13 protein-coding genes, 2 tRNA genes and 4 pseudogenes are annotated in these 22490 nt (G+C 45.9%); 9 read left to right on the top strand and 10 right to left on the bottom strand.

The window, feature by feature from the left end; genetic code table 11:
- Positions 1-49 precede the first annotated feature (49 nt).
- From H6F92_RS24255 to H6F92_RS24245, 3 genes are all read right to left on the bottom strand, one after another.
- Positions 50-123 (bottom strand) — tRNA-Pro (locus H6F92_RS24255).
- A gap of 40 nt (positions 124-163) precedes the next feature.
- A complete protein-coding gene (locus H6F92_RS24250; RefSeq protein WP_190359801.1) occupies positions 164-679 on the bottom strand; it encodes a GNAT family N-acetyltransferase in 516 nt (171 codons plus the stop codon).
- A gap of 106 nt (positions 680-785) precedes the next feature.
- Positions 786-870 (bottom strand) — tRNA-Ser (locus H6F92_RS24245).
- A gap of 844 nt (positions 871-1714) precedes the next feature.
- Between H6F92_RS24245 and H6F92_RS24240 the strand changes: the two genes are divergently transcribed.
- The 3 genes from H6F92_RS24240 (at position 1715) to H6F92_RS24230 (ending at position 7712) form a co-directional block, all read left to right on the top strand.
- A complete protein-coding gene (locus H6F92_RS24240; RefSeq protein WP_190359800.1) occupies positions 1715-2476 on the top strand; it encodes a peptidylprolyl isomerase in 762 nt (253 codons plus the stop codon).
- Positions 2477-2552: 76 nt separating this feature from the next.
- A complete protein-coding gene (locus tag H6F92_RS24235; protein ID WP_190359799.1) occupies positions 2553-5546 on the top strand; it encodes a peptidase domain-containing ABC transporter in 2994 nt (997 codons plus the stop codon).
- A 390-nt stretch (positions 5547-5936) separates the two neighbouring features.
- On the top strand, positions 5937-7712 hold the full coding sequence (locus H6F92_RS24230) for a beta-barrel domain-containing protein (RefSeq protein WP_190359798.1): 1776 nt from the start codon (positions 5937-5939) through the stop codon (positions 7710-7712).
- On the opposite strand, the gene hisA is transcribed toward H6F92_RS24230, so the two are convergent.
- The gene (gene hisA, locus H6F92_RS24225) at positions 7709-8470 is read right to left on the bottom strand and encodes a 1-(5-phosphoribosyl)-5-[(5-phosphoribosylamino)methylideneamino]imidazole-4-carboxamide isomerase (RefSeq protein ID WP_190359797.1); all 762 of its coding nucleotides are present in this window, start codon (positions 8468-8470) and stop codon (positions 7709-7711) included. The two genes, H6F92_RS24230 and hisA, sit on opposite strands and share 4 nt — an antisense overlap.
- Positions 8471-8677: 207 nt before the next feature.
- Positions 8678-8871: pseudogene (locus H6F92_RS26345) on the bottom strand (hypothetical protein).
- Between the two features lie 174 nt (positions 8872-9045).
- Here H6F92_RS26345 and pedR point away from each other — a divergent pair.
- Both pedR and H6F92_RS24215 read left to right on the top strand, forming a co-directional pair.
- On the top strand, positions 9046-9327 hold the full coding sequence (pedR, locus tag H6F92_RS24220) for a photosynthetic electron transport-dependent transcriptional regulator PedR (RefSeq protein WP_002737431.1): 282 nt from the start codon (positions 9046-9048) through the stop codon (positions 9325-9327).
- Positions 9311-9862 carry a TolB family protein gene (locus H6F92_RS24215; protein WP_190359796.1) on the top strand — a complete coding sequence of 184 codons (552 nt, stop codon included), beginning with the start codon at positions 9311-9313 and terminating at the stop codon, positions 9860-9862. Before pedR ends, H6F92_RS24215 begins: the two co-directional genes overlap by 17 nt.
- A gap of 58 nt (positions 9863-9920) precedes the next feature.
- Here H6F92_RS24215 and H6F92_RS24210 read toward each other — a convergent pair.
- Positions 9921-10400, bottom strand: a pseudogene (locus tag H6F92_RS24210) (transposase); the annotation flags it as partial.
- Positions 10401-10474: 74 nt separating this feature from the next.
- Here H6F92_RS24210 and H6F92_RS24205 point away from each other — a divergent pair.
- From H6F92_RS24205 to H6F92_RS24195, 3 genes are all read left to right on the top strand, one after another.
- Positions 10475-10780 carry a thiamine pyrophosphate-binding protein gene (locus H6F92_RS24205; protein WP_190359795.1) on the top strand — a complete coding sequence of 102 codons (306 nt, stop codon included), beginning with the start codon at positions 10475-10477 and terminating at the stop codon, positions 10778-10780.
- A 921-nt stretch (positions 10781-11701) separates the two neighbouring features.
- Positions 11702-13513: a GMC oxidoreductase gene (locus H6F92_RS24200; protein WP_190359794.1), complete on the top strand. Its 1812-nt coding sequence runs from the start codon at positions 11702-11704 to the stop codon at positions 13511-13513.
- A gap of 100 nt (positions 13514-13613) precedes the next feature.
- Entirely contained in the window at positions 13614-15560 is a 1947-nt protein-coding gene (locus H6F92_RS24195) for an alpha-amylase family glycosyl hydrolase (protein WP_190359793.1), read from the top strand.
- A 263-nt stretch (positions 15561-15823) separates the two neighbouring features.
- Here H6F92_RS24195 and H6F92_RS24190 read toward each other — a convergent pair.
- The 4 genes and pseudogenes from H6F92_RS24190 to H6F92_RS24175 all read right to left on the bottom strand — a co-directional run.
- A pseudogene (locus H6F92_RS24190) lies at positions 15824-17737 on the bottom strand (WD40 domain-containing protein); the annotation flags it as partial.
- 107 nt (positions 17738-17844) lie between these two features.
- Positions 17845-20760, bottom strand: coding sequence for an nSTAND1 domain-containing NTPase (locus tag H6F92_RS24185; protein WP_242030255.1), 2916 nt, complete (start codon positions 20758-20760; stop codon positions 17845-17847).
- Positions 20761-21101: 341 nt separating this feature from the next.
- Positions 21102-21452: a Uma2 family endonuclease gene (locus H6F92_RS24180; protein ID WP_265795869.1), complete on the bottom strand. Its 351-nt coding sequence runs from the start codon at positions 21450-21452 to the stop codon at positions 21102-21104.
- Between the two features lie 102 nt (positions 21453-21554).
- A pseudogene (locus H6F92_RS24175) lies at positions 21555-21858 on the bottom strand (zinc ribbon domain-containing protein); the annotation flags it as partial.
- A 128-nt stretch (positions 21859-21986) separates the two neighbouring features.
- Here H6F92_RS24175 and H6F92_RS24170 point away from each other — a divergent pair.
- Positions 21987-22490, top strand: a 504-nt coding sequence (locus H6F92_RS24170; protein WP_190359792.1) for an ISAs1 family transposase, incomplete at its 3' end; no start/stop codon positions are given.

The raw sequence follows: 22490 nt of genomic DNA, 5'->3' as shown, positions 1-22490 counted from the left end.
GTCAACCGGAAAGGAGACAAAGTAAGGATTTGACGAATTTTCTCTCAAGTCGGGATGACAGGATTTGAACCTGCGGCATCCTGCTCCCAAAGCAGGCGCGCTACCAAGCTGCGCTACATCCCGAAGTAAACTCCTTTTTTATTATAGCCCAAGAGCGGCATTCTTAATCAGGATACCAAAACATCCCTTTGATACCTTCGGGATCGAGAACAAAACCCAGACGACTATAGAAATCCACCACCTGCGGATCGGCAAAAAGAGTTATATTACTGATGTCCTCACCCCGCAACTTCCTGATCATAAATTTCATTAATGCTTTACCAAAGCCTTTACTTTGATAGTGAGGATGAACAACCACATCCCAGACCGTAGCATTAAAAGCGTGATCGGAAGTGGCACGAGCAAAACCCACTAAACGACGGCGATTACCTCGCACTTCCCACATCGACACCACTAAAAAACTACATTCGATCGCCTTTTTAACTTTGCGTAAAGGACGACGGGCCCAACCTACCGAGTCACAAAGTTCTTCTAACTCATACAGATCTAGCTCTCGATCGGTACTAAAAAACACTCGCGTCTGTCCGAGGTCGTTCTGAGCAACCTCTACCAAGTCTCCCGAATAGTCAGGTGATGCAGTGACTTCCGAGCTATTAAATAATCTTTTCCAAAAAACCATGCCGGGGGGCTACTGCCTCAATATTATCCTTTTAGCCTAGTATATTTTATTTTCCCCTGTCTACGAACAATCGGGCCACCTGAGTCCAAATTTGATTGGTTGAGTACGGAGAGGGTGGGATTTGAACCCACGAACCATTGCTGGTTACTCGATTTCAAGTCGAGCGCGATCGACCACTCTGCCACCTCTCCAAGGCAGTCAGACCTATATCTTATCATTACATCTCTTGCCTAAATCAAAAAATTTTCCGCAAATGCGGGGAAAAGGGTTGCATATTGGGACTTAGGCGTTTTCGGTCAGCAAAAAAGGCTCAAACCATTACGGGACAAAGGGTTAACCTCGATTTATGATTTTCCTTGATCTATCTGGGTTTCAGCGATTTTGGGCTTCTCGAAGTAAATCCCAAGCGGGGATTGGAGTTGAGGCTTTTCTCGATTTGTTTTTTGTCTAAGTCCCAATATTAGACCTCTTGCAGAAATCAAAAATCGTTGTTAGGGTTAGGAGTCAGTAGCCAGTAGTCAGTAGTCAGGAGAATTAAGAATGAATAATAATCAATTAAATGGTCTATTTACAGATTTTATGCCATTTAATCCTTATTTTTGCCGTTTTTGAACCATGAAAAATTAATTAGGGTATGCTGAATAAATCTAAAAACCTTGTTGGATAAGACTTTTAGGCTTTTTTGACCTCAAAAAGTGCCAGCCATGGCGGGGATCGGGGGCAAAATTCCGGAACTTTTTCCCTGAAAATTAGGTAACTGACTACCTCAAAATCGGTAAAACCCCACACCCGTTCGGCAAAAGCTCACGGCCGAAGCCCACACCCCACACCCCACACCCCACACCCCACACCCACCAAGATGACCGACTTATTTCTTTAATTTCTGTAATTTTCGGCTTTCACGGGGGAAAACTCCAATTAAAATAGGGAGGAGTGCCTTGAAATCCCTCTTTTGACGTATAATCACCTCAATAAAATTTAGAAGCTTCTAGAGTTGATAGTTTTAAGCCTTTCTGTGAGGAAAATGTATTTATTATGAGTTCAATTATTGAAATCGGCGACCAAAAAATTAGCGAGTCAGAGGTCTTGCCTCTTTTGGCAAAATATGGTATGTTGCCGCAGTTAATCCGGGAAGTAATTATCGAGCAAGCGATCGCCAATATCGCCTGCAATCCCGAAGAAAGAAATGCGGCCTATTCCCGTTTCTATCAAAATAATCAAATTGCCAACGATGAGCAAATGAAATCTTGGTTACAACAAAACGGGATGAATTCCGAGCAACTAGAATATCTAATTCTGCGGGACATTAAATTAGAAAAATTTAAACAGGAGACTTGGGATAACAAAGTAGAATCCTACTTCTTGCAAGTGAAAAATCAATTGGATAAGGTGGTTTATTCCCTGATTCGGACAAAAAATATCGGCATTGCCCAAGAACTATTTTTCCGGATACAGGATCGAGAAACTAGCTTCGCTGAACTAGCTAAAAAATACTCCCAGGGAGCAGAAGCGGAAACCGGAGGACTAATCGGACCTGTGGAACTGAGCGCTCCCCATCCCCAGATTGGGCAAATTCTCAAAGCCTGTAAACCGGGGCAACTGTGGCCACCGACGCAAGTGGGAGAATGGGTCGTAATTGTCCGACTGGAAAAATACTTATCCTGTGAACTGGATCCTCCCACCCGTCAACGCTTACGCAATGATTTATTCCAACAATGGTTAACGGCTCAAATGCAAACAGTGAAATTTATCTCCGAATCAAACCCAGTCAATAGCGAGCAGGGATCGATTATATAGCATTTCCTTGCAACACTGGGTAAACCTAGTCTTTTCACCTAATTATTTGCCAACCTAGTCAATTTTCGCCTAGCCAATGAGTTATACCACTTTAGATTTTACCGCCTTTCTGGAGACCGTACAGCCCTTTGATCGCCTGCCCGTCGAGGTTAGACGTTCTCTGGGCCAGAAATTACAACCCTTTCGCTATGAGATGGGCAATGCGATCCTCAAGTGCGACCGCTTACCTTCTCACCTCGTCCTTCTCTACGAGGGAGAGGCCAGACTTTTGGGTTACGATGCTAGGGTTGACAATCCGTTGCCGGTTACTTTGGCTAAATTACAGCCGGGGGATTTATTCGGGTGGATCAGTCTCCTGCGCGCTACCCCCTGTGAAACGGTGATCGCTTCTTCGGAAGTCACGATCTGTTTAACCTTAAAACAAGAGGATTTTTGGTCTTTAATCAATAATTACCCCGAATTTAAGGAACATTTCTTTAAAGAAACCTCGATCGCTGAAGTTTATGCTCTCCTAGGCTCCTATCTTAATCAACAGGCCTGGGGTGGGGGGGACCTGAAAGAAATTGCACAAGCCCTTTTAAACAAAGCTTGTGTGTCCTATAACCAGATTAACGATGATTATCTCTGGTTAGTCAGCGAAAATACCGATAATTATCCTATCGGCACAGTTATCACCCAGAATAATCCGACTGGCACGCGCTTATTAGGTCTTTCCTCCGATCTCGCGGAGCGAGCGCGTTGCGACCAGTTAGACAAGTTCTTGACAGTTGAAACCGAAGCGGCTGCGGAAACAGAAACGGATGATATCTGGGAAACCCAAGTCATTAAGGGAAATAAACCCACCCAGGTATTAGATATCCCCCAGGGACAAATAAGCGACATCACCAGCGATATCGCCATTGAAAAAACTGTCGAGAAAAACCGCAAGTCATATCCTTTTTTCGGGGGAAAAACGGAACTAGAGGCGGTGAGTGCCTGTTTTCAGATGCTCTGCAAATATTTTAATATCCCCTTTCGCAAGGACGTGATCCAACGCATCCTAGGGGATCAACTGCAAAGAACCGGCAGCCTTTCCCTGCCCCTCTGTGGGGCTGTAGCCGAGGTAGTGGGACTCCATAGCCAATTAGTACCCCTAAATGCTTCTTCCTTGCCCAATATCAACCCTCCTGCCCTAATTCGCTGGCAAGACAGCATCGTTATCCTCTACGAAATTAATCAACGGGAAACCACGATCGCTGTTCCCCAAAGGGGGATAATTAAACGCAAAACCAGCGAATTTCTGGAATCTTGGGGCGAAAAAGGGGAAGTGATTCTGCTTAAACCCACCAAACACACCCAGCAACAGCGTTTTGGCTTATCATGGTTTTGGCCTTCTGTCAAGAAACATAAACGAGTCTTAATAGAAGTTTTTATCGCTTCTTTCTTCGTGCAGTTATTTGCCCTGGCCAATCCCTTGATGATTCAGGTGATCATCGATAAAGTGATCGTGCAGAATAGCCCAGAAACTCTGAACACCCTCGGGGTTTTCCTCTTAGTAATTGCCGTTTTTGAGGGAATTTTAACCTTTTTGAGAACATCCCTTTTTGTCGATACCACTAACCGCATCGACATGACCCTCGGTTCAGAAATTATCGATCACCTGCTGCGCTTACCCCTGAAATACTTTGAACGGCGGCCAGTGGGGGAAATTTCGACAAGAATCAACGAATTAGAGAATATTCGGCAATTTTTAACAGGTACAGCCCTAACGGTGGTATTAGATGCCATTTTCTCGGTTATATACATCGTGGTTATGTTGATCTATAGCCCGATTTTAACCTTCTGGGCCCTGGGAGTCGTGCCGATTTTAGTTCTCTCCACAGCTATTTTCGCACCGATCGTGCGGCGACAACTGCGAGCAAAAGCCGAACGAAACGCCGAAACCCAATCCTATCTCGTGGAGGTAATGACAGGAATTCAAACGGTGAAAGCACAGAATATCGAATTGCGTTCCCGTTGGCAGTGGCAAGAACGTTATGCGCGCTATGTGGCCGAAGGTTTTCAAACGGTAATGACCTCAACTTTGGCCGGTTCCTTTAGTCACTTCTTTAACCAATTATCGGGTTTATTAGTGCTTTGGGTGGGAGCAGCCCTGGTTTTAGACGGACAACTCACTCTTGGTCAATTAATCGCCTTCCGGATTATCGCTTCCTACGTTACCTCGCCGATTCTGCGTTTGACCCAACTCTGGCAAAACTTCCAAGAAACCGGCTTATCGCTGGAAAGATTGGCCGATATCGTCGATACTCCCCAAGAAGCGGAACTCGATCGCCACAATATCCCCATGCCCTTAATTAAAGGTAATGTCACCTACGAAAACCTCGCTTTCCGCTTCAATCCCCACGGCGCCCTGCAACTATACAACGTCAATTTAGAATTCCCCGCCGGCACTTTTGTCGCTTTGGTGGGAGAAAGTGGCGCTGGGAAAAGTACCATTACTAAATTGTTAGCCCGTCTCTATGAACCAGAATCGGGACGGATTCTCATCGATGGCTACGATATCAACAAAGTGGAACTCTATTCCCTCCGTCGTCAAATCGGCATGGTTCCCCAAGAAACCCTATTATTTGACGGTACGGTACAGGAAAATATCGCCCTGACTAACCCCGATGCGACGGTGGAGGAAATTGTCTCGGCAGCGAGAGCAGCCGCAGCCCACGAATTTATTATGACCTTGCCCAATGGCTATAATACCCGCGTCGGTGAACGGGGGGCATCCCTATCGGGGGGACAACGACAACGGGTTGCGATCGCTCGTTCCGTCCTGCAAAGACCGCAAATTCTCATTCTTGATGAGGCCACCAGCGCCCTCGACTATAACACCGAACGGCAAGTGTGCCTCAATCTCAAAGAAGCTTTCAAGGATCATACGGTCTTCTTTATTACCCATCGTTTAGCTTCGATCAAATCCGCCGATATTATTGTCATGATGGATAAAGGGACAGTAGCGGAGGAAGGCACCCACGAGGAATTAATGGCCAAAAAAGGCCTTTACTATACTCTCTATAAACAACAGGATTCGCAAATCTAGTCAGTCGGTCGTCAGTTATCAGTTATCAGTTATCAGTTATCAGTTATCAGTTATCAGTTATCAGTTATCAGTTATCAGTTATCAGTTATCAGGAGTCAGGAGTCAGTTATCAGGAGTCAGGAGTCAGGAGTCAGGAGTCAGGAGTCAGGAGTCAGTTATCAGGAGTCAGGAGTCAGGAGTCAGGAGTCAGGAGTCAGTTATCAGGAGTCAGAAGATTAGTTTTATTTATTCTCCCCACACCCCACACCCCACACCCCACACCCCACACCCCACACCCCACACCCCACACCCCACACCCCACACCCCACACCCCACACCCCACACCCCACACCCCACACCCTACACCCACGAAAAACTTTTTCAGCAAACCCTAAATATAGGAGAATCTTCATGAACGGTAATTCTAACAACGGTCACAACGGCAACGGCAACGGCAACGGTAAAAGCGATGAACTTACCCAAGCGGGTAAAAACGTGGCTACTACCACGAAAAATAAAAGTATTACCCCTTCTTTACCCACTTTCAGCCCACCGGAACAATCGGTGATCCTGAAACAATCGCCCATTTGGTCGCGGACGATTATCTGGACATTAATGAGTGTCACCACTGCCGCTTTAATTTGGTCAGCGTTCGCCAAAATCGAGCAGGTGGTGGGAGCCCAAGGACAACTTAAACCCCAGGGCAAAGTGCAAGAAGTACAAGCACCGGTGAACGGGGTAGTACAGGAAGTTAAAGTTAAAGACGGCGATCGAGTTAAGAAAGGTGATGTACTGGTTTTAATGGATTCCAGTGCCTCGCAAGTGCAGTTAGAATCCTTGAAAAAAATTCGCACCACTGCCGAGAAGGAAAATCAATTCTATCGTCTCTTAATGGCGCAGGATCTGACACCAGCACAAGTGGAGAGTTCAATCGCTCAATTAAAATTACCGAGCGAAATCGCCGATTTAGCCCGTAATCGTGCCTCTTTGGTGGCAGAAAATCAACTTTATCAAGCACAGGTCAGTGAAGGTGCTTCTAGCTCTGCTTTAGAAGGGGAGCAATTAGCCCGTCTAGAGGCTGCCCGACGGGAGGCTAATTCTCGACAAGCGGCCGCTAGATTGGAAATGGAACAATTAGCAAAACAATTGAACCAAACCAGGGTACAGTTGGCCGATGCCCGCTCGCAATTAATCAAAGATCGTTTAGTCTTAGAAGAAATTAAAACTCGTAATGCCAATTCGATGAAGCAGGGCCAAGAAAGCTTGGATATCGAGCGTAATATTCTTAAGGATATTGAACCCTTGGGAGAAGAAGGGGCGGTCGCCCGTTATCAGATTAATAAACAAAAACAATCGGTAACTGATCGCCAGAATGAATTACAGCAGCAAGAGGCTAACGGCAAAATCGATCGAGAAAAACAAGAGAAAGAAGTACAAACCCGCATCGCCGAAATTTCCCGCTTGGAACAGGAAGAAAAGCGTTATTCCCTGTTGATCTCCCAAGCGCGAGAAAAGCTGATTAACACCACAGTAATCACCGAAAAAGATGTGCGCGATAAAATGGCGGACAATCAGAAACGGATCGCTGAAATCGATAGTCAGATCAGTCGTATTATTATTGATAACAACAAGCGCATTGCCGAACTAGATAGTCAAATTAGTCAAGCACAACAGACGATTAAATATCAAAAAATTACCGCCCCGATCGATGGTGTGGTCTTTGATCTCAAGGCCCGGCCTGGGTTTGTTCCCCAACCGAGTCAAGCGGAAGCATTATTAAAACTTGTTCCCGATGGCTGTCCCACCCAGATCAAAGATGCTGCTAAAGGTTGTTTAGTGGCAGAGGTGGACGTGACTAACCAAGACATCGGTTTTGTGCGCGTGGGACAAAAGACCGATATTCGCATTGATTCCTTTTCCTACAGTGAATACGGCGATATTAAGGGAGAAGTAATCTCGATCGGTTCCGATGCTTTACCTCCCGACGAAAATCACCGTTTTTATCGGTTCCCTGTCCGGGTAAGCTTGAACAGTCAAGAGTTAGTTTTGAAAGATAAATCCACTCTGCCGCTGCAATCGGGGATGTCCGTGAGCGTTAACATCAAAGTCAATGAAAATCGCACTGTTTTGGGACTATTTACCGATATGTTCAATAAACAGGTGGATACTCTCAAACAAGTCCGTTAAGCGAAAAAATTCGGGGGTAGATCCTGCCAACGGCCTGATCCGATCGCACTAATCGCTTCCGAGAGGTTAACTGCACCGGTATAAAGGGCGCGGCCCACGATTACTCCCGTTACTCCTAAAGGTTCCAAAGACAATAAACTCAGTAGGTCCGTCAGGGAACTAATGCCCCCAGAGGCGATCACGGGAATTTCGACAGATTCGGCTAATTCTCGCAAAGCGGCGAGATTAGGGCCGGAAAGGGTGCCATCTCGATGAATATCAGTGTATATAATCGTACTGGCTCCTCTTTTTGCCATATCTTGACCAAGAGCGATCGCATCTACCGCGGAAGTTTCTAACCAACCCCGGGTGGCTACTTTGCCATCGCGGGCATCAATACCGACGATTATTTGCCCCGGAAAGCTTTGACAAAGTTCGCTGACTAATTCGGGCTTTTCTACGGCTACTGTCCCTAAAATCGCCTTTTCTACCCCGATTTTTAGGAGATTACTCACCGTTTCTAGCTCTCGCAGTCCACCACCCACCTGTACGGGAATGGCAATATCATTAAGAATTGTTTCAATGGTTGACAAATTAACCGATTTACCCTCTTTGGCTCCATCCAAATCAACTAAATGTAATCTGGTTGCCCCCTGATTGACCCATTCTCGCGCCACTATTGCGGGATTATCGTTAAAAACCTGCGATTGTTGGTAATCTCCCTGATAAAGTCGCACACATTTGCCATCGAGAATATCAATAGCGGGGATAACTTCCATGTTTTTCTCAATATCTAACTAAAGAGCGTTTTTTATTATATAGTACCAGCCTTGTCAGTTATCAGTTATCAGTTATCAGTTATCAGTTATCAGTTATCAGTTTTGAGTCTGACAGGGGAACAATCCCTCTCAAAGCATTGTCCACAAAGATTTTGAGGCTCTTCAGTTACAAACAGACACATCGCTAAACCTTGTTGGATAAGACTTTTAGACTTTTTTTCCCTCAAAAAGTGCCAGCCATTGCGGGGATCGGGGGGAAAATCCCTGGACTTTTTCCCTGAAAATTAGGTAGTTGACCACGGCTCGACTGAGCTTCGCCGAACGTCCTGAAAATGGGTAAAACCCCACACCCCACACCCCACACCCCACACCCGGCCTCCAGGAAAAGCTTTTTGCCGCAAACCATCTGTATTAAGTGTGCATCATCAAATGGCAGTAACAGTACTGTCTTTTCACTGATTACTGTTTACTGGACGGCTACGCCGTGCCTTTGGCAACACTGATTACTGATTATCGATTCCTGGGGAAAAAATTCTTCTAGAATGATAAGTACATATACGAGAGGAATTATACTCATGTCTGCTGGGAAGTTTCAAACAGCCGCTTCATTATCCGATCGAGAGCTAGAAATACTCGATTTAGTGGCTAATGGTTTAACCAATCAAGAAATCTCGGAAAAGCTGGAGATTAGTAAGCGTACCGTTGATAATCATATTAGTAATATCTTGACAAAAACAAAAACCGATAATCGAGTGGAATTGGTGCGTTGGGCATTGCATTGGGGTAAAGTTTGTCTTGATGATATTAATTGTTGTATCCTTCCTTCCCCGGCGCTGACCGATGATCAGGTTTCCTAAACTTCTTCGACTTTTGCTTGCGGTTAATATCATCAGTCTGGGGGGATGTAGTGATGCGGGTTTTGTCACCCCTCCCCAACAGCTTTTAGGAAATACTTTAAATACCCCTTCCTCGGAAGATAATCCCCGTTTTAACTACGATGGTCGTTATCTGGTTTTTGCCTCCGATCGCAGGGGACAACGAACGATTTATTTATTTGATCGAGTGGCTAATCGTTTAGTTCCCCTACCCGGGTTAAATCAAGCAAAAACCTATCAAGATCAACCGGATATTAGTGCCGATGGTCGCTATATTGTTTATGTGTCGGAACAGTCCGGTAAACCCGATATATATATTTATGATCGACAAACTCTGCAAGCAAAAAATATCACCGAAAATATTTTAGGAGAAGTGCGTCGTCCGACGATTAGTGGCAACGGTCGTTTTATTGCTTTTGAAAGTAATCGTTTCGGTCAATGGAATCTGGAAATATTCGATCGAGGTGGCGAAATTTCTCCTTCTTTACCCCCGATCAATTCTTCCCCGTCCCGATAGTATTGGGGGAGAAGGGAGAAGGGTGTGGGGTGTGGGGTGTGGGAAGATGGGAGAGGAGAATATCCACACGCCCTGGAATCCCTCCACGCTTACTTTTTGCTCCGTCTCGACTCTTTCTTTTTCCTCGTCCAGCCGCGTAGGTATTCTTGATACTTTCCACAGTCAAGGGTAGTTATGATCGATCATTCATTTGATAGATGGTTTCGTGACTGAGAGATTCTTGACTGGTTCTTTTCAGACGACCTGCTATTTGTTCCGGACTATGATAATTTTTCAATCCTTTTTTTACCAACTCTAAGGCCGACTCGCTGACATTTTTAAAGGGTTGTTTGGCATTTTTGGTGCGCGTCTCGCTTTGAGCTTGTGCTGTGTCAGGTAGATAGCAGCCGAGGGAACTTTGATTCCTTCTTAATTCTCGTGATATTGTGCTTTGATGACATCCGAGCCAGACGGCTATTTGCCGTTGAGATAAATTTCCCTCTTGACTAAGTTAGTAGAGCAAGTTTCTTTGTTCTATGTTAAGATGTTGTCGGCTCATTTTTGGGTCTGATTTGTTGTTGTTAATGATCAGACAGTACCTGATGAGCCTTTCTTTTTCAACTCTTGAGGTTGATGCGTTTCATTTTTGAATTGACGATTTTTATGACAGAAAACAATGTAGCGCTATACGTTCTTAAAGCCTTGAAACAGGAGGGTATTGAACATATTTTCTTGGTTCCTGGCAGCAGTATTGACCCTTTCGTCGAGCATTGTCCGAACAACATGACGGCAGTTGTGGCGGCTTATGAAGGAGGGGCGGCTTTTATGGCTGACGGTTATGCCAGAGCGAGGCAAGGATTTGGTGTTTGTATTGGACTCGGTGGGCCAGGTGTGACCAACAGGGTGACGGCGATCGCAGATGTGTTGACCAATAACTAGCTAGGGGACGAATTTACCGAAAAATTGGGTTTAAAGCCGCGCCCTTTTAGGGCGACTTGATAGGATGTATGATATTAAGAATAGGGGGCCGGGTAAGCAACCGCTTAAAAAACCCAGTCATCAACCGATGAACGCACCTTAAAAACTAGAGTTATGGGGTTCTATAGGGAAATGATCCTATAGGTAAAAATTCTCAGCACCAAGTACCAGAGAAACCAAGTATTTTAGAGGTTTTGAACTGTATCGTAGGGGACCCCGAAAACAGGCTTCTGTAAGGTCGCGAAAGTCTGAGGAGAGAACCACCTCTGAGTTGGATTTCGCCAGGAATCTAATTCAAGTGGACTCGTTGAGCCATAAATTCACAGCAGTGATGCTAGTGGGACTTAGGCATTTTCGGGCAGCAAAAAAGGCTCAAACCATTACGGGACAAAGGGTTAACCTCGATTTATGATTTTCCTTGATCTATCTGGGTTTCAGCGATTTTGGGCTTCTCGAAGTAAATCCCAAGCAGGGATTGGGGTTGAGGCTTTTCTCGATTTGTTTTTTGTCTAAGTCCCACTAGAAGAATCCACGTCCGTTTACGGCGTGGGGTATGTCAAAACCACAAGACACCACCTTGGCAATAAAGTGTATAAGTTAATTTGGGCTGCAACTATAGGATAATTAGTTTGATCGGAAAATATGCCTAAGACTGTACAATTTACTTGACTTGTACTCAGCCTAAAACGTAGGTTGGGTTGAAGCATGGAACCCAACGCCCGATTATGTTACGCTACCGCTAACCCATCCGACAAATAATTGTGCCTCCCTACTTATTTTCTAGATATAGGTTTAAAAAAAGAGAAAATTACTTTTTTTTTAAACTTATTTAATGCCTCTGGCTATTTGATACCCCCTAAAGATATACTTTGGAGAAATTTTATGAAAGGAAAAAGAGTTCTCACGGTCGTTTTTGAAACTACGAATCATATCCCTGCCAATGAGGTTACTGTTTCTTGTGAAGAATCGTTGTCTTCAAAGAGACCAATCAGGGGGGAGTATACTAACCATGAATGGCAGTACCGCATTTCTTTACCTTCGGATGCGGATAAGGCTACTCTTTGCTTCCATGTTAATGAGGATATTACGATGGAGCAGAATCCGATTGTCGTTTCTTACGATAATTCGCGAAAAGTCAAGTTTACGGAGCAAAATATTTCATTTCCCAGCTATAAAAAGAGGTATCTCCACGCTGTCGAAAACTTACTGAATGAAGAAACCGACTTTTCCCGTCGATATGTGCCTAGCAATTTAGATACCAATCAGGAATATGATGTCATCGTCATTGGTTCTGGGATGGGGGGTGGAATCGTTGCCGATCAACTATCGGATTTTGGCTTGTCAGTCCTCGTATTAGAAGCTGGATCAGTTCATTTACCTTCTCATATTGGCAATACACCTATTCCCGCTTCGGAGGTGGATGTCAGAAAATCGGTAGCATACGACAACGCACCAGGATCAGTACTGAAAAAAGATGTACACCTGAACTTGGGAGGGCGATCGATATATTGGTCAGCTCTGATTCCCCGGATGAACAAATGGGACTTTGAACAGTGGGATAAAGAGATTGTTGACTACCTAAAACTGGGTGGATATATAAAAGCGGAAAGGCTTTTCCGAAAGAGAACTGAATACAACAACTACGAAAAAGTCTTTCGGGCTCGTCTGGAAGAGGAACTGCCAGATTATGATGTGCAGCACCTACCTCGAAGTTTCCATCAAGAAATGTCATGGATTACAAAGCGTCAAGGTAATCCAGATGAGCGCCCAAGGGGTTACTTCTCCACCGCAGCTCTATTACTCAACTCTGTCAGTTATCCAAAGATGAAGACTGGCGGAGAAAATATTACCATCAATCTCAATCACTTAGTTACCCACCTTGAATGGGAAGGACACAGGGTAACTAAGGTATGTTGTGAAGATCTCATCAATCACTGCAAACGAAGCTATCGAGGAAAGGTCATTGTTTTAGCGGCTGGAGCCACAGAAAGTCCCTGTATTGCTCTTAGAAGTGATCTGTCCGATAAAAGCGGAAAAATCGGTATTGGTCTTACTGATCACCAGGCAGCAGAACAATCTTTTGTCATCCCACAGATGGGAATGAAGACATTGATCACTGCAAAAGACCAAGTTAAAATTCTTATTCTGCCCAACCATGACTTAGAAAAGGAAAATAATCATTTTAGTTGTGAGCTTGCGATTAACCCTCGGATTTGGGAGCCTCGCTATGAGGATGATGATTTATTCCGAGAGGAGTTTGAAAATGATGATCGCATTACTGCTAAAATCAAGTTTCTTTTTCCCAGAAAGCTGAACGATTCTAACTGGGTCAAGCTTGGTGATATTCGCCCCAAGGTCTATGTAGCACCGATGGAGGATCGTCCCCTAGAAGTGGAAGCAAATGCCTTGAAGAAAAAAGTGTTTGAATTTTTGGGCGTTGATCTCTCTGAGGTAGAAAAGCCTCTTCAATATCGAGAAGAATCCGAGACCTACCACACTGGTGGCTCTCTACGGCTAGGGAAACTCGGCGAAAGTGTTGTTGATAAGCACCTAAAATTTCACGAGTATGATAATCTGTACTGCTGTGATCTGTCGGTCTTCCCGCACATTCCCACAGCAAATCCTTCGCTTACGTTGGGTGCTCTAGCCCTCAGACTGGCCGAGCATATCAATGAAGTGCATAAGTCAAAATAGCTTACAACTATTTAGAATCAGCAAGGTTAGCCTAATCATAGATATCCTGTTGCTAAAAATAGATAAGGAACAATATTCATCAATCTTGAGGTAATTCCTAATGAAATTTGCCGATCAGAATCTAGCCAAACCGCGACCAGGTAGTCTAAACGATTTTTCTTTACCTCGCCGTGAGAGTTATTACCCTTCCTCTGCGGATTGGAGAAATGAAGTGCTTTATTTTCTCTTGCCTGATCGTTTTAGTGATGGGAAAGAAAACACACGTCCTCTGCTGAATCGTCAACAACTGAATCAGTCTCGACCTAATCTGCCAAATGGACAGTCTTGGCGATTTGATAAATGGGCAGAGTCAGGCGGCGATCGCTGGCAGGGAGGAACGCTTAAAGGATTAGAGTCGAAGCTAGATTATCTAAACCAACTAGGGGTAACAACAATCTGGATAGGACCAATCTTTCAGCAACGGGGTCACTTGAATACCTATCACGGTTATGGTATTCAGGATTTTTTAGAGGTTGATCCTCGCTTTGGGACTCGTCAGGAGCTGGTTGGTCTGGTCAATCAAGCCCACAAGAAGGGATTACGCATTATCCTCGATATCATTTTTAACCATTCCGGATATAACTGGGACTATGCTCCGGGTACTCCTGGGGGAGAACAGGAACCTCCCTATACGTCGAGTTGGTATCAGTTTGGCTCATGGCTAGGTGATCAGGGACAAATCATTGCAGGGAAGCCTCGAACTAACGCGGACGGGGTTTGGCCGAGCGAACTCCAGGAAGCAGATTGCTATACTCGGGCCGGCTATAGCGAGGGAGGCCTGGGGCGGGGAGATTTGGAGGATCCCAATGCCGAATTCCGGCGTTCAGATTTTATTAATTTGCGTGATTTCCAGTTAGACTATCCTCATCTTTTAGACAACTTAGCCCGGTGTTACAAATACTGGATCGCGTTGACAGACTGCGATGGCTTTCGGATTGATACGCTCAAGCATGTGACCTATGATCAAGCTCGAAATTTTTGTGGAACGATTAAGGAGTTTGCGGCTAATTTGGGCAAGAGTGACTTCTTTTTAGTGGGAGAAATAGCAGGCGGAGACTATAACCAAGACCGCTATCTAGATGTAGTAGGGCAAAACTTAAATGCTGCCTTGGATATTGGCGAGATGCGGGGGAATCTTAATCAGGTTGCCAAAGGGCTGATAGATCCAAGAGCTTACTTTAACGGGTTTGATCCAGGGAATGCGGTAATGGGATCACACCGGAACCTCGGACGGCGGCATGTTTCAATTTTGGACGATCACGATCATGTATTTGGTGAAAAAATCCGCTTTTCCAGCGAAGCTGCATCAGATCATCAGGTCGTTGCTGGGGTGGCATTGCAACTGTTCACATTGGGGATTCCCTGCATTTACGCTGGAACAGAGCAGGCATTGGCAGGGCCAGAAACGGCTGAACGGAAGTGGTTATCCGACTGGAAGAAATGCGATCGCTATTTGCGAGAGGCCATGTTTGGTCCAGAGCATCCCCGGCAATTCGGCGTGGCGGGCCTGCAATCCGTTGATCAAAACTTACCTGGCTTTGGGCCATTTGGGACAGCAGGTGCTCATTGTTTTGATTCCAATCATCCAGCCTATGTCCGGATTGGAGCTATGGCGGCAATCCGTAAACAGTTTCCAGTGCTGCGCTTAGGACGGCAATATTTACGACCAACCGCCATCCCTTTTCTGAACTTACCCTTTGGCGATCACGGACGGAGTGGAGAAATTATCGGTTGGTCACGGGTTTTAGATGACGAAGAAGCACTTTGTGCGCTAAACAGTCATGGAACGGATAATCGAGGAGCGAAAGTGTTGGTGGATGCCAATCTCAACCCAATCGGAAGCACTATGACAGTGGTTTTGAATACGGCTGAAGCGGCGGTTCCGGGTTACACGGGTCCTCATAAAGTGGGATCAACAGTCCCGGTACAACGACAAGATAAAATTGCCTACGTTGAAATTCAACCGATTCCAGCATCGGAATTTTTGATTTTGATAAATCAACCATAGTTCCTGTACTCATTAGACCTCTTGCATAAATCCGAAAACAAACGATAGAAACAATAATGGGAGGGACTTTCAGTTAATTATTTATTAGTAGTTGATAATCTTCAAAAATGTTGCTGTACAAGGATCGACTTAAGACTTTTGCAAGAGGTCTATTAAACCCAGGTCTATTTGGCACGCCCAGTTGTAATACTGGATCACGGGTTTCAGGGTTGTCATTTCAGAAAGGTTTAATGGCTAGGGCGATCGCTTTGAGGCTGAGTGATTCAATCACAAAGATGGCGATCGCTTTCATTCACGTTGGGATTCGTTTTCAAATAATCATGTACCCAATTGCAACCGTACATCAAGGGATTAAGCGTAAGAACCTGCTCCTTATTCCACAAAATGACAGTTTTGTCTTCATTGGCTGAGGCAATGGTTTGACCATCGGGACTGAAGGCGATGCCCCAAAAGCGATCGCTATAGCCATTCAGAGTCGTCAACAAAGTACCATCCGGTTTCCAAAGCTTGATCGTCTTGTCCCAGCTTGCTGAGGCAATGGTCTGACCATCGGGACTGAAAGCGACTGAATAAACGACAGCACTATGACCTTTGAGAGTCGTCAATAAAGTGCCATCCGGTTTCCAAAGCTCGATCGTGTTATCTGCACTTGCCGAGGCAATCGTCTGACCATCAGGACTAAATGCTACTGAGTAAATCTGAGCAGTATGTCCTGTAAGTGTCCTCAGTAAAACAGGCATCTGCGCTGGCTTCACTCTCCAGAGTTTAACGGTATTGTCTGCGCTTGCGGAAGCTAGGGTTTTGCTGTCAGGGCTAAATGCCACTCCAAAAATTGCCCCTTGATGTCCTCTCAGGGTAGCGAGGAGTTGAGGCGTTTTTTGCCCTACATTCCAGAGTTTGACGGTATTATCCCAGGCTGCGGAGGCAACTGTCTGACCGTCGGGACTAAAGGCAACTCCCCAAACCACTGCTTGATGTCCTCTCAGGGTGGCCAGGAGTTGAGGCTTTCTTGGCCCTAGCTTCCAGAGCTTGACGGTATTATCTGCACTTACCGAGGCCAACCTCTGACCATCGGGACTGAACGCTACTCCATAAACTTGAGCGGTATGTCCGACCAAGGACGCAATCAAAGTACCGTCTCGCTTCCAAAGCCTAATCTTTTTGTCATCACTAGCTGAAGCAATGGTCTTACCATCGGGGCTGAAGGCCACTCCAATTACGACCGCAGTATGTCCTGCCAACCTTGTCATCAAGGGGCTTTTCAGCCGCCAAAGCTTGACCGTTTTGTCACCACTGGCCGAGGCAAGGTTTTCCCCATCGGAACTGAAGGCTACTCCCCAAACGCGATCGCTATGTCCGTTGAGAGTCGTGATCGGAGTGCCGTCTCGTTTCCAGAGCTTAACAGTCTTGTCCCAACTGCCTGATGCGAGAGTCTGACTGTCAGGGCTGAAGGCCACTCCATAAACCACTTCACTATGTCCTGTGAGGGTTGTCAGTAGAGTCGGCATTTTCCCCGTTTCTAGTTTCCAGAGTTTGATCGTTTTGTCCCAACTGGCTGAAGCTAGGAGCTGCCCATCGGGACTGAACGCTACTCCATTCACAATATCAGTGTGACCTTTGAGAGTCGTAATTAAAGTGCCATCTCGCTTCCAAAGTTTTACTGTCTTATCGTCACTGGCTGAAGCCAGCATTTGACCATCAGGGCTGAACGCTACACCGTTCACAACATCAGAGTGACCCGCGAGAGTCGTAATCAAAGTGCCATCCCGCTTCCAGAGTTTAACCATCTTATCGTCACTGGCTGAAGCCAGCATTTGACCATCGGGACTAAACGCCACTCCTCTCACATCATGATGATGTCCAACAAGGGTCGTTATTAGAATAGGTATCTTGCCTGCTTCTATCCTCCAAAGTTTGATGGTTTTATCTTTGCTAGCGGACGCGATTGTCTGACCATCGGGACTGAACACAGCTTGCCAAATTTTATCGCTGTGTCCGTTGAGGGTGGCGATTATAGTACCATCTTGCTTCCAGAGCTTGATAGTTTTATCGCCAGCAGCCGAGGCGATCGTGTTACCATCTGGGCTGAAGGCGACGCTTTTAACTTCATCACCATGGACTAACAAACGATTGTATTCAAGAACGCCATAAACTGCCTGCCGTAAGACGGAATCTACTGGGACTTAGACAAAAAACAAATCGAGAAAAGCCTCAACTCCAATCCCCGCTTGGGATTTACTTCGAGAAGCCCAAAATCGCTGAAACCCAGATAGATCAAGGAAAATCATAAATCGAGGTTAACCCTTTGTCCCGTAATGGTTTGAGCCTTTTTTGCTGACCGAAAACGCCTAAGTCCCACTACCTGAGTTTTAGTCTCAGCGTCTGTTCCTCCTGTCCTGGATAATTTTTGCCAGGCCCGAATGGCCTCAATCAACGCATCTAACTTATTATTGGAGACAAAAAGTGCTTCTGAGGACGCAGTGATGGCTTGGATCTCGCTACGCGCTGAATTCTGCCATTGCCCCCAAGCGACTCCTGCTAAGATTAAGGCCCCTAGCAAGCCACCTGTGAGTCCTGAGATCGTTAACTTTCGCCTGCGCTTTTGGGATTTCAGGTCGCGATCGCGCAGTGCCACACTTTGCTCAATCAATTCGCAATCGCTCGAACTCAGTTCATCAGCTCGATTCAGATACCAATATTCTGCATCGGTCAGAGGTTTACCCCGCAACAATGCCCCTTCATCCTGATGGCTGCGCTCCCACTGGTAGCGGTTTGCCCGCAGTTGCTCTTGCCAGAGGCGAAACTCTCGATCGAGCTGCATCCAATTCCTGAGTCGTTTCCAGCCCCCAATTAATGCCTCGTGAACAATTTCTACGGTTTCTTCTCCTGTAGAATCGTTGCGGTTGGTCACCACTAAGCGAGAGGAGGCTAAACGCGCCACCAAGTCCCAGTTTTCCGGCTGCACGTCTTCCTGTGTAGCAGTACGCCGGCTATCGTCTGTCCCGGCACCGGGCTGCACTAATTGGATAAATACCCGTTGCGATCGCTGTCGATCCTCTTCGTTCAGTTGAGCGTATACGAATTCTGCGTGATTGGCCAGTGCTGCTTCTACGCCGCCAATCTGGTCATAAGCCTGATTGGTTAGCCATCCATCTCGCTGGTTTGACCACAATTGCGTGAGGGCAAATTCCAACAAGGGCAAACGCCCTGGCTGCTCGTTCATGGCATGGATCAGCTTCTGGATTAATCCATCCTCTAATTTCACTTGCATTTGGGCGGCGGGATTGGCGATCGCGGCTGGCAATTCTTCCCGGTTCATCGGCCCCAAAACCTGAATGGCACCTTGCAAGGCATCACTCAAGGGGCGGTAAGCCAGGGCATAGCCGCAAAAGTCTGCTCGTAGGGTCAGAATCAGGGTGAACCCTGGAGCAAATTTCACGGCATTTAGTACAGTATCCAAAAAAGTCTGTCGCTCTGCCTCTGGACAAAGGGTATAGAGTTCTTCAAATTGATCGGCGATCAAAATCAGGCATATCCCTGAATTCTGCTGTTTAACCCACTCGATGAGGTGGGATAATCCCTGGTCGTCTTGCCGCAATAGCCGCTCTAGTTCTACTGCGTTAGCGAAGCTGTCGCTTTGACCTTCTGGGAGAGCATCGCCACACCCCTGTTGGGACTGATGTAGAGAGACAAATTTAGCGATCGCAGGACACTGCGCCAACCCAGTTGCTAAGGCTTCAAACGGATTATTCCCTGGGCGAAACGAAACAATCTGTACAGACGGCGAGCCTTGTTCTTTCATGCCGCTACTGCCTAATTCCTGACGCAAGCGCGGCACTAATCCCGCAAAGACAACGGATGATTTGCCACTGCCAGAAGCACCAATCACCGCCACCAATGGCTTTTGTTTGACCGCAGCCAGCAGTGCCTGAGTTACCTGCTCCCGCCCAAAGAAGAACCGAGCATCTTCCTCCCGAAAGGCAAATAGACCGCGATAGGGACAGGTTGGCGTTCCTCCAAGCTGAATCCAAGTGGGAGGTTCAACGGCTAGATTTTGGCAAATCACGGGCAACCAAGACGCTGCTGGAAAATCATCTTCTAATCCTTGGAGCTTTCGACGCGCTTGCTGAACGGCAAGATAAAGCGGCAATTGCTCGATCGCAAATGCTGTCAGAAACTGCTGAAAGAACTCTTGTGCCACCCGATTGGGAATCGGTTCGCGCATGACAATCACGGTGGGAATGTGTAGTTTTTCCAGTGCTTGTGCCAAGCCTAATCCATCACAAGAATTAAAAATAGCCAGCGTTAAACCCTTCTCGAGCGCGGTTTTCAGTGCCTCTTCTAACTGTGATATCGTCAAACTATTGTGGGTTGAATTCTCATTAATATATATTCGACCCGTTTGTCCCTGGGTTTGACTGTGACCGGCAAAAAACAGGATATCCCACCCTTCAGGCTGCCATAATTGAGTATTGAACTCCTGGCGTGAGGGGTTGGCCAGGAACTTAACTGACCCATCCTGCAACCGCTGAAGTAAGCGGGTTTCTGTGGCTAAATCAATGCCAGAGCTATTGCCTAAGACTGCTAAAATCCTGACTTTCTGGTCAGTTTTTGCTGACTTCAGAACATTTCGATAGTGGTACTCTGGTTGACTCAACGCCATTTCCGCTTGGGGATAATCCTCGAAGAAATGCCAGCGATGCCAGGGAAGAGAGCGCAATTCCAGATCGTTGGTTTCAATCATGACTCGGATGGGAGCGGATGAGTCGAGTCGCGATCGCAGTTGCAGTTCAATGGGGAGAAAACCCTCTGATTTCAGCCAAGTATTGATGCTTGCCTGTAGCTGCTGGCACAACTCATCAAAACTGACCTGAGAAATATTGGTAATGCCTGCTTCACTGATTTCTAGTTCACCAACTTCTACGAGAGAAGCTGAAGATAGATGTCCTGGTTGGGATATTATGGGATGGCGTTGTCCGCCCGTAATGCGTTCAGTTTCGCTGCGCCCAAGGCGATCGCATAGTCCCCGATAAACAAGCTGCCAATTCCGATACAGTTCCCCTAAAGCGGGTGCGGCGGGCAACGTGCCGATAAATTGCTCTGGCCGCGGATTGCCGTCCGTCCATAATTGAACGGTAACTCGCGGAAATCCTTGATACAAATTCCCACTGCCTAGATTAATAATCACTGACTTGTTCATTTCAGACGCACCCGTATTTGACAGTGAAACTTTCACCGTTAATGCTACAATCTTTTACCTTATCTTTACAGAAACGCTACTGCGTTAATTTTTTGACCGAATTTAGGCTCTCCCGACTTCTTGGTGTAAACTGTATATTAGAATACGAATCCTCTGATTTACAAACGTTTAACGTGATTATCAGCTAAAAAGTGGTCAAAAAATGTTAATTAGATTCTTTATCGTCAAAGAGGTGCGTTAAACTTTGTTAACGCACGCTAGAAGAGCTAAATATTAGCGTGCTGCTTCGCAGTGTCTCAGCTTCGCGCGTCTCCGACGGCGGCATCGCACAGTCGCGCTTGTTATCGCTGCTGGGTCATTGCGATTACAGCTTCCACAGTCAGGTCAGAGATATTGCCAAGGGTAGGGAGTATGTCGGTGACCGCATAGACCAGTGGCAGCTCTTGGTTCTCCCAAACCCAGATTTGCTGTCGCTGAATATCGATCAGCCAGGCGAGCTGAGTTCCGTTGCTCAAGCAGTGCAGAATTTTATTCTGTAGATATAATGTACTTTGGTCGGGGGAGCGAATTTCAATTAACCAGTCCGGTGGACCTGGCAGCGGTCCATCCACCTCTGAGAGGCGATCGCTTTTAACAACGGCAATGTCAGGCACGGGAGACAGCGGCGGCACGATGCAACGGAGTTCTTGGATTGCCTCGTATGCTTTGGTTTGGTTGTTGATCGAGTTAACAAGATTGCGCTGGAGGCGGGATTGACATCCTCACCGCCGTAAACGGACGGTGATTCCCAAACCTCACGATTTAGGTTTCTGCTTCTTTCCCTTGCGGGGTTCCGCACCTGCCTTAACAGATTTACTCTGTTCTGGTCTTATGGTCGCTCTACAGACTGACACCGCAAGCCCTGCGGCCAAAATATTTTTACTTGCGTTAATATCTCGGTCATGGTGTGTCCCACAGTCTGGACAGTCCCATTCTCGAACATTTAACGGCATTTTCAAGGGCAATATACCCGCAATTACTACACCTTTTAGAGCTAGGAAACCATCTATCTATTTCGATGTAGTTTCTCCCATACCAACGGCATTTGTAGGCTAATTGTCACCCCCCCAACCCCCCCGACGTCGGGGGGGCAGGGGTAGGGCTGTTTCATTCTCCCATCAGAATATCAAAAGTAAAAGCGATCACTATCAGGTAAAATGATAAGTGACCGCCAACCTTTCAAATATATGTTGAGCTTAATAGAAAAACTAAAACAAGTCAAGGACTTTCGGAAAGATCAAGGAAAAAGACACCCTTTATGGATAGTATTAGTAGTAATAATACTGGGAACAATGCTAGGATACTCAGGTTATAGAGAGCTAGGAGAGTTTGCTAAAAATAATCGGCACAGGCTGAGTAAAGAATTTAACATAATTCCAGAAAGAGTCCCATCCTCTTCAACAATTAGAAGGGTAATGATGGGAGTTGAATGGCAGAATTTGTTAAAAATGTTTAATGAATGGGCATTAGAAGAATATGGACAAAGAAGTGATATAAATTGGCTAGACATAGATGGAAAAAGTCTCAAAAACACTCTAAAGAATCCTAACAATGAACAACAAAATTTTATTATGTTTGTCTCATTGTTTAGTCAAGAAAGTGGCTTGGTATTACACTTAAAAAGAATTGAAAACAAAAAAGGGTCTGAAATCGACGAAGGTCAAGCTATAATTGAGGATTGCACTCTCCAA

The sequence above is a fragment of the Microcystis wesenbergii FACHB-1317 genome (genome assembly GCF_014696875.1).
Lineage (GTDB): Bacteria > Cyanobacteriota > Cyanobacteriia > Cyanobacteriales > Microcystaceae > Microcystis > Microcystis wesenbergii_A.
The sequence above is the reverse complement of the archived record's forward strand: the minus strand, read 5'-3'. Positions and strand labels throughout refer to the sequence as shown.

Bases quoted from the DNA above. Each gene is read 5' to 3' on its own strand.
- H6F92_RS24250 (WP_190359801.1), bottom strand. From the start codon at position 679: ATGGTTTTTTGGAAAAGATTATTTAATAGCTCGGAAGTCACTGCATCA.
- H6F92_RS24240 (WP_190359800.1), top strand. From the start codon at position 1,715: ATGAGTTCAATTATTGAAATCGGCGACCAAAAAATTAGCGAGTCAGAG.
- H6F92_RS24235 (WP_190359799.1), top strand. From the start codon at position 2,553: ATGAGTTATACCACTTTAGATTTTACCGCCTTTCTGGAGACCGTACAG.
- H6F92_RS24230 (WP_190359798.1), top strand. From the start codon at position 5,937: ATGAACGGTAATTCTAACAACGGTCACAACGGCAACGGCAACGGCAAC.
- hisA (WP_190359797.1), bottom strand. From the start codon at position 8,470: ATGGAAGTTATCCCCGCTATTGATATTCTCGATGGCAAATGTGTGCGA.
- pedR (WP_002737431.1), top strand. From the start codon at position 9,046: ATGTCTGCTGGGAAGTTTCAAACAGCCGCTTCATTATCCGATCGAGAG.
- H6F92_RS24215 (WP_190359796.1), top strand. From the start codon at position 9,311: ATGATCAGGTTTCCTAAACTTCTTCGACTTTTGCTTGCGGTTAATATC.
- H6F92_RS24205 (WP_190359795.1), top strand. From the start codon at position 10,475: ATGCGTTTCATTTTTGAATTGACGATTTTTATGACAGAAAACAATGTA.
- H6F92_RS24200 (WP_190359794.1), top strand. From the start codon at position 11,702: ATGAAAGGAAAAAGAGTTCTCACGGTCGTTTTTGAAACTACGAATCAT.
- H6F92_RS24195 (WP_190359793.1), top strand. From the start codon at position 13,614: ATGAAATTTGCCGATCAGAATCTAGCCAAACCGCGACCAGGTAGTCTA.
- H6F92_RS24185 (WP_242030255.1), bottom strand. From the start codon at position 20,760: ATGAACAAGTCAGTGATTATTAATCTAGGCAGTGGGAATTTGTATCAA.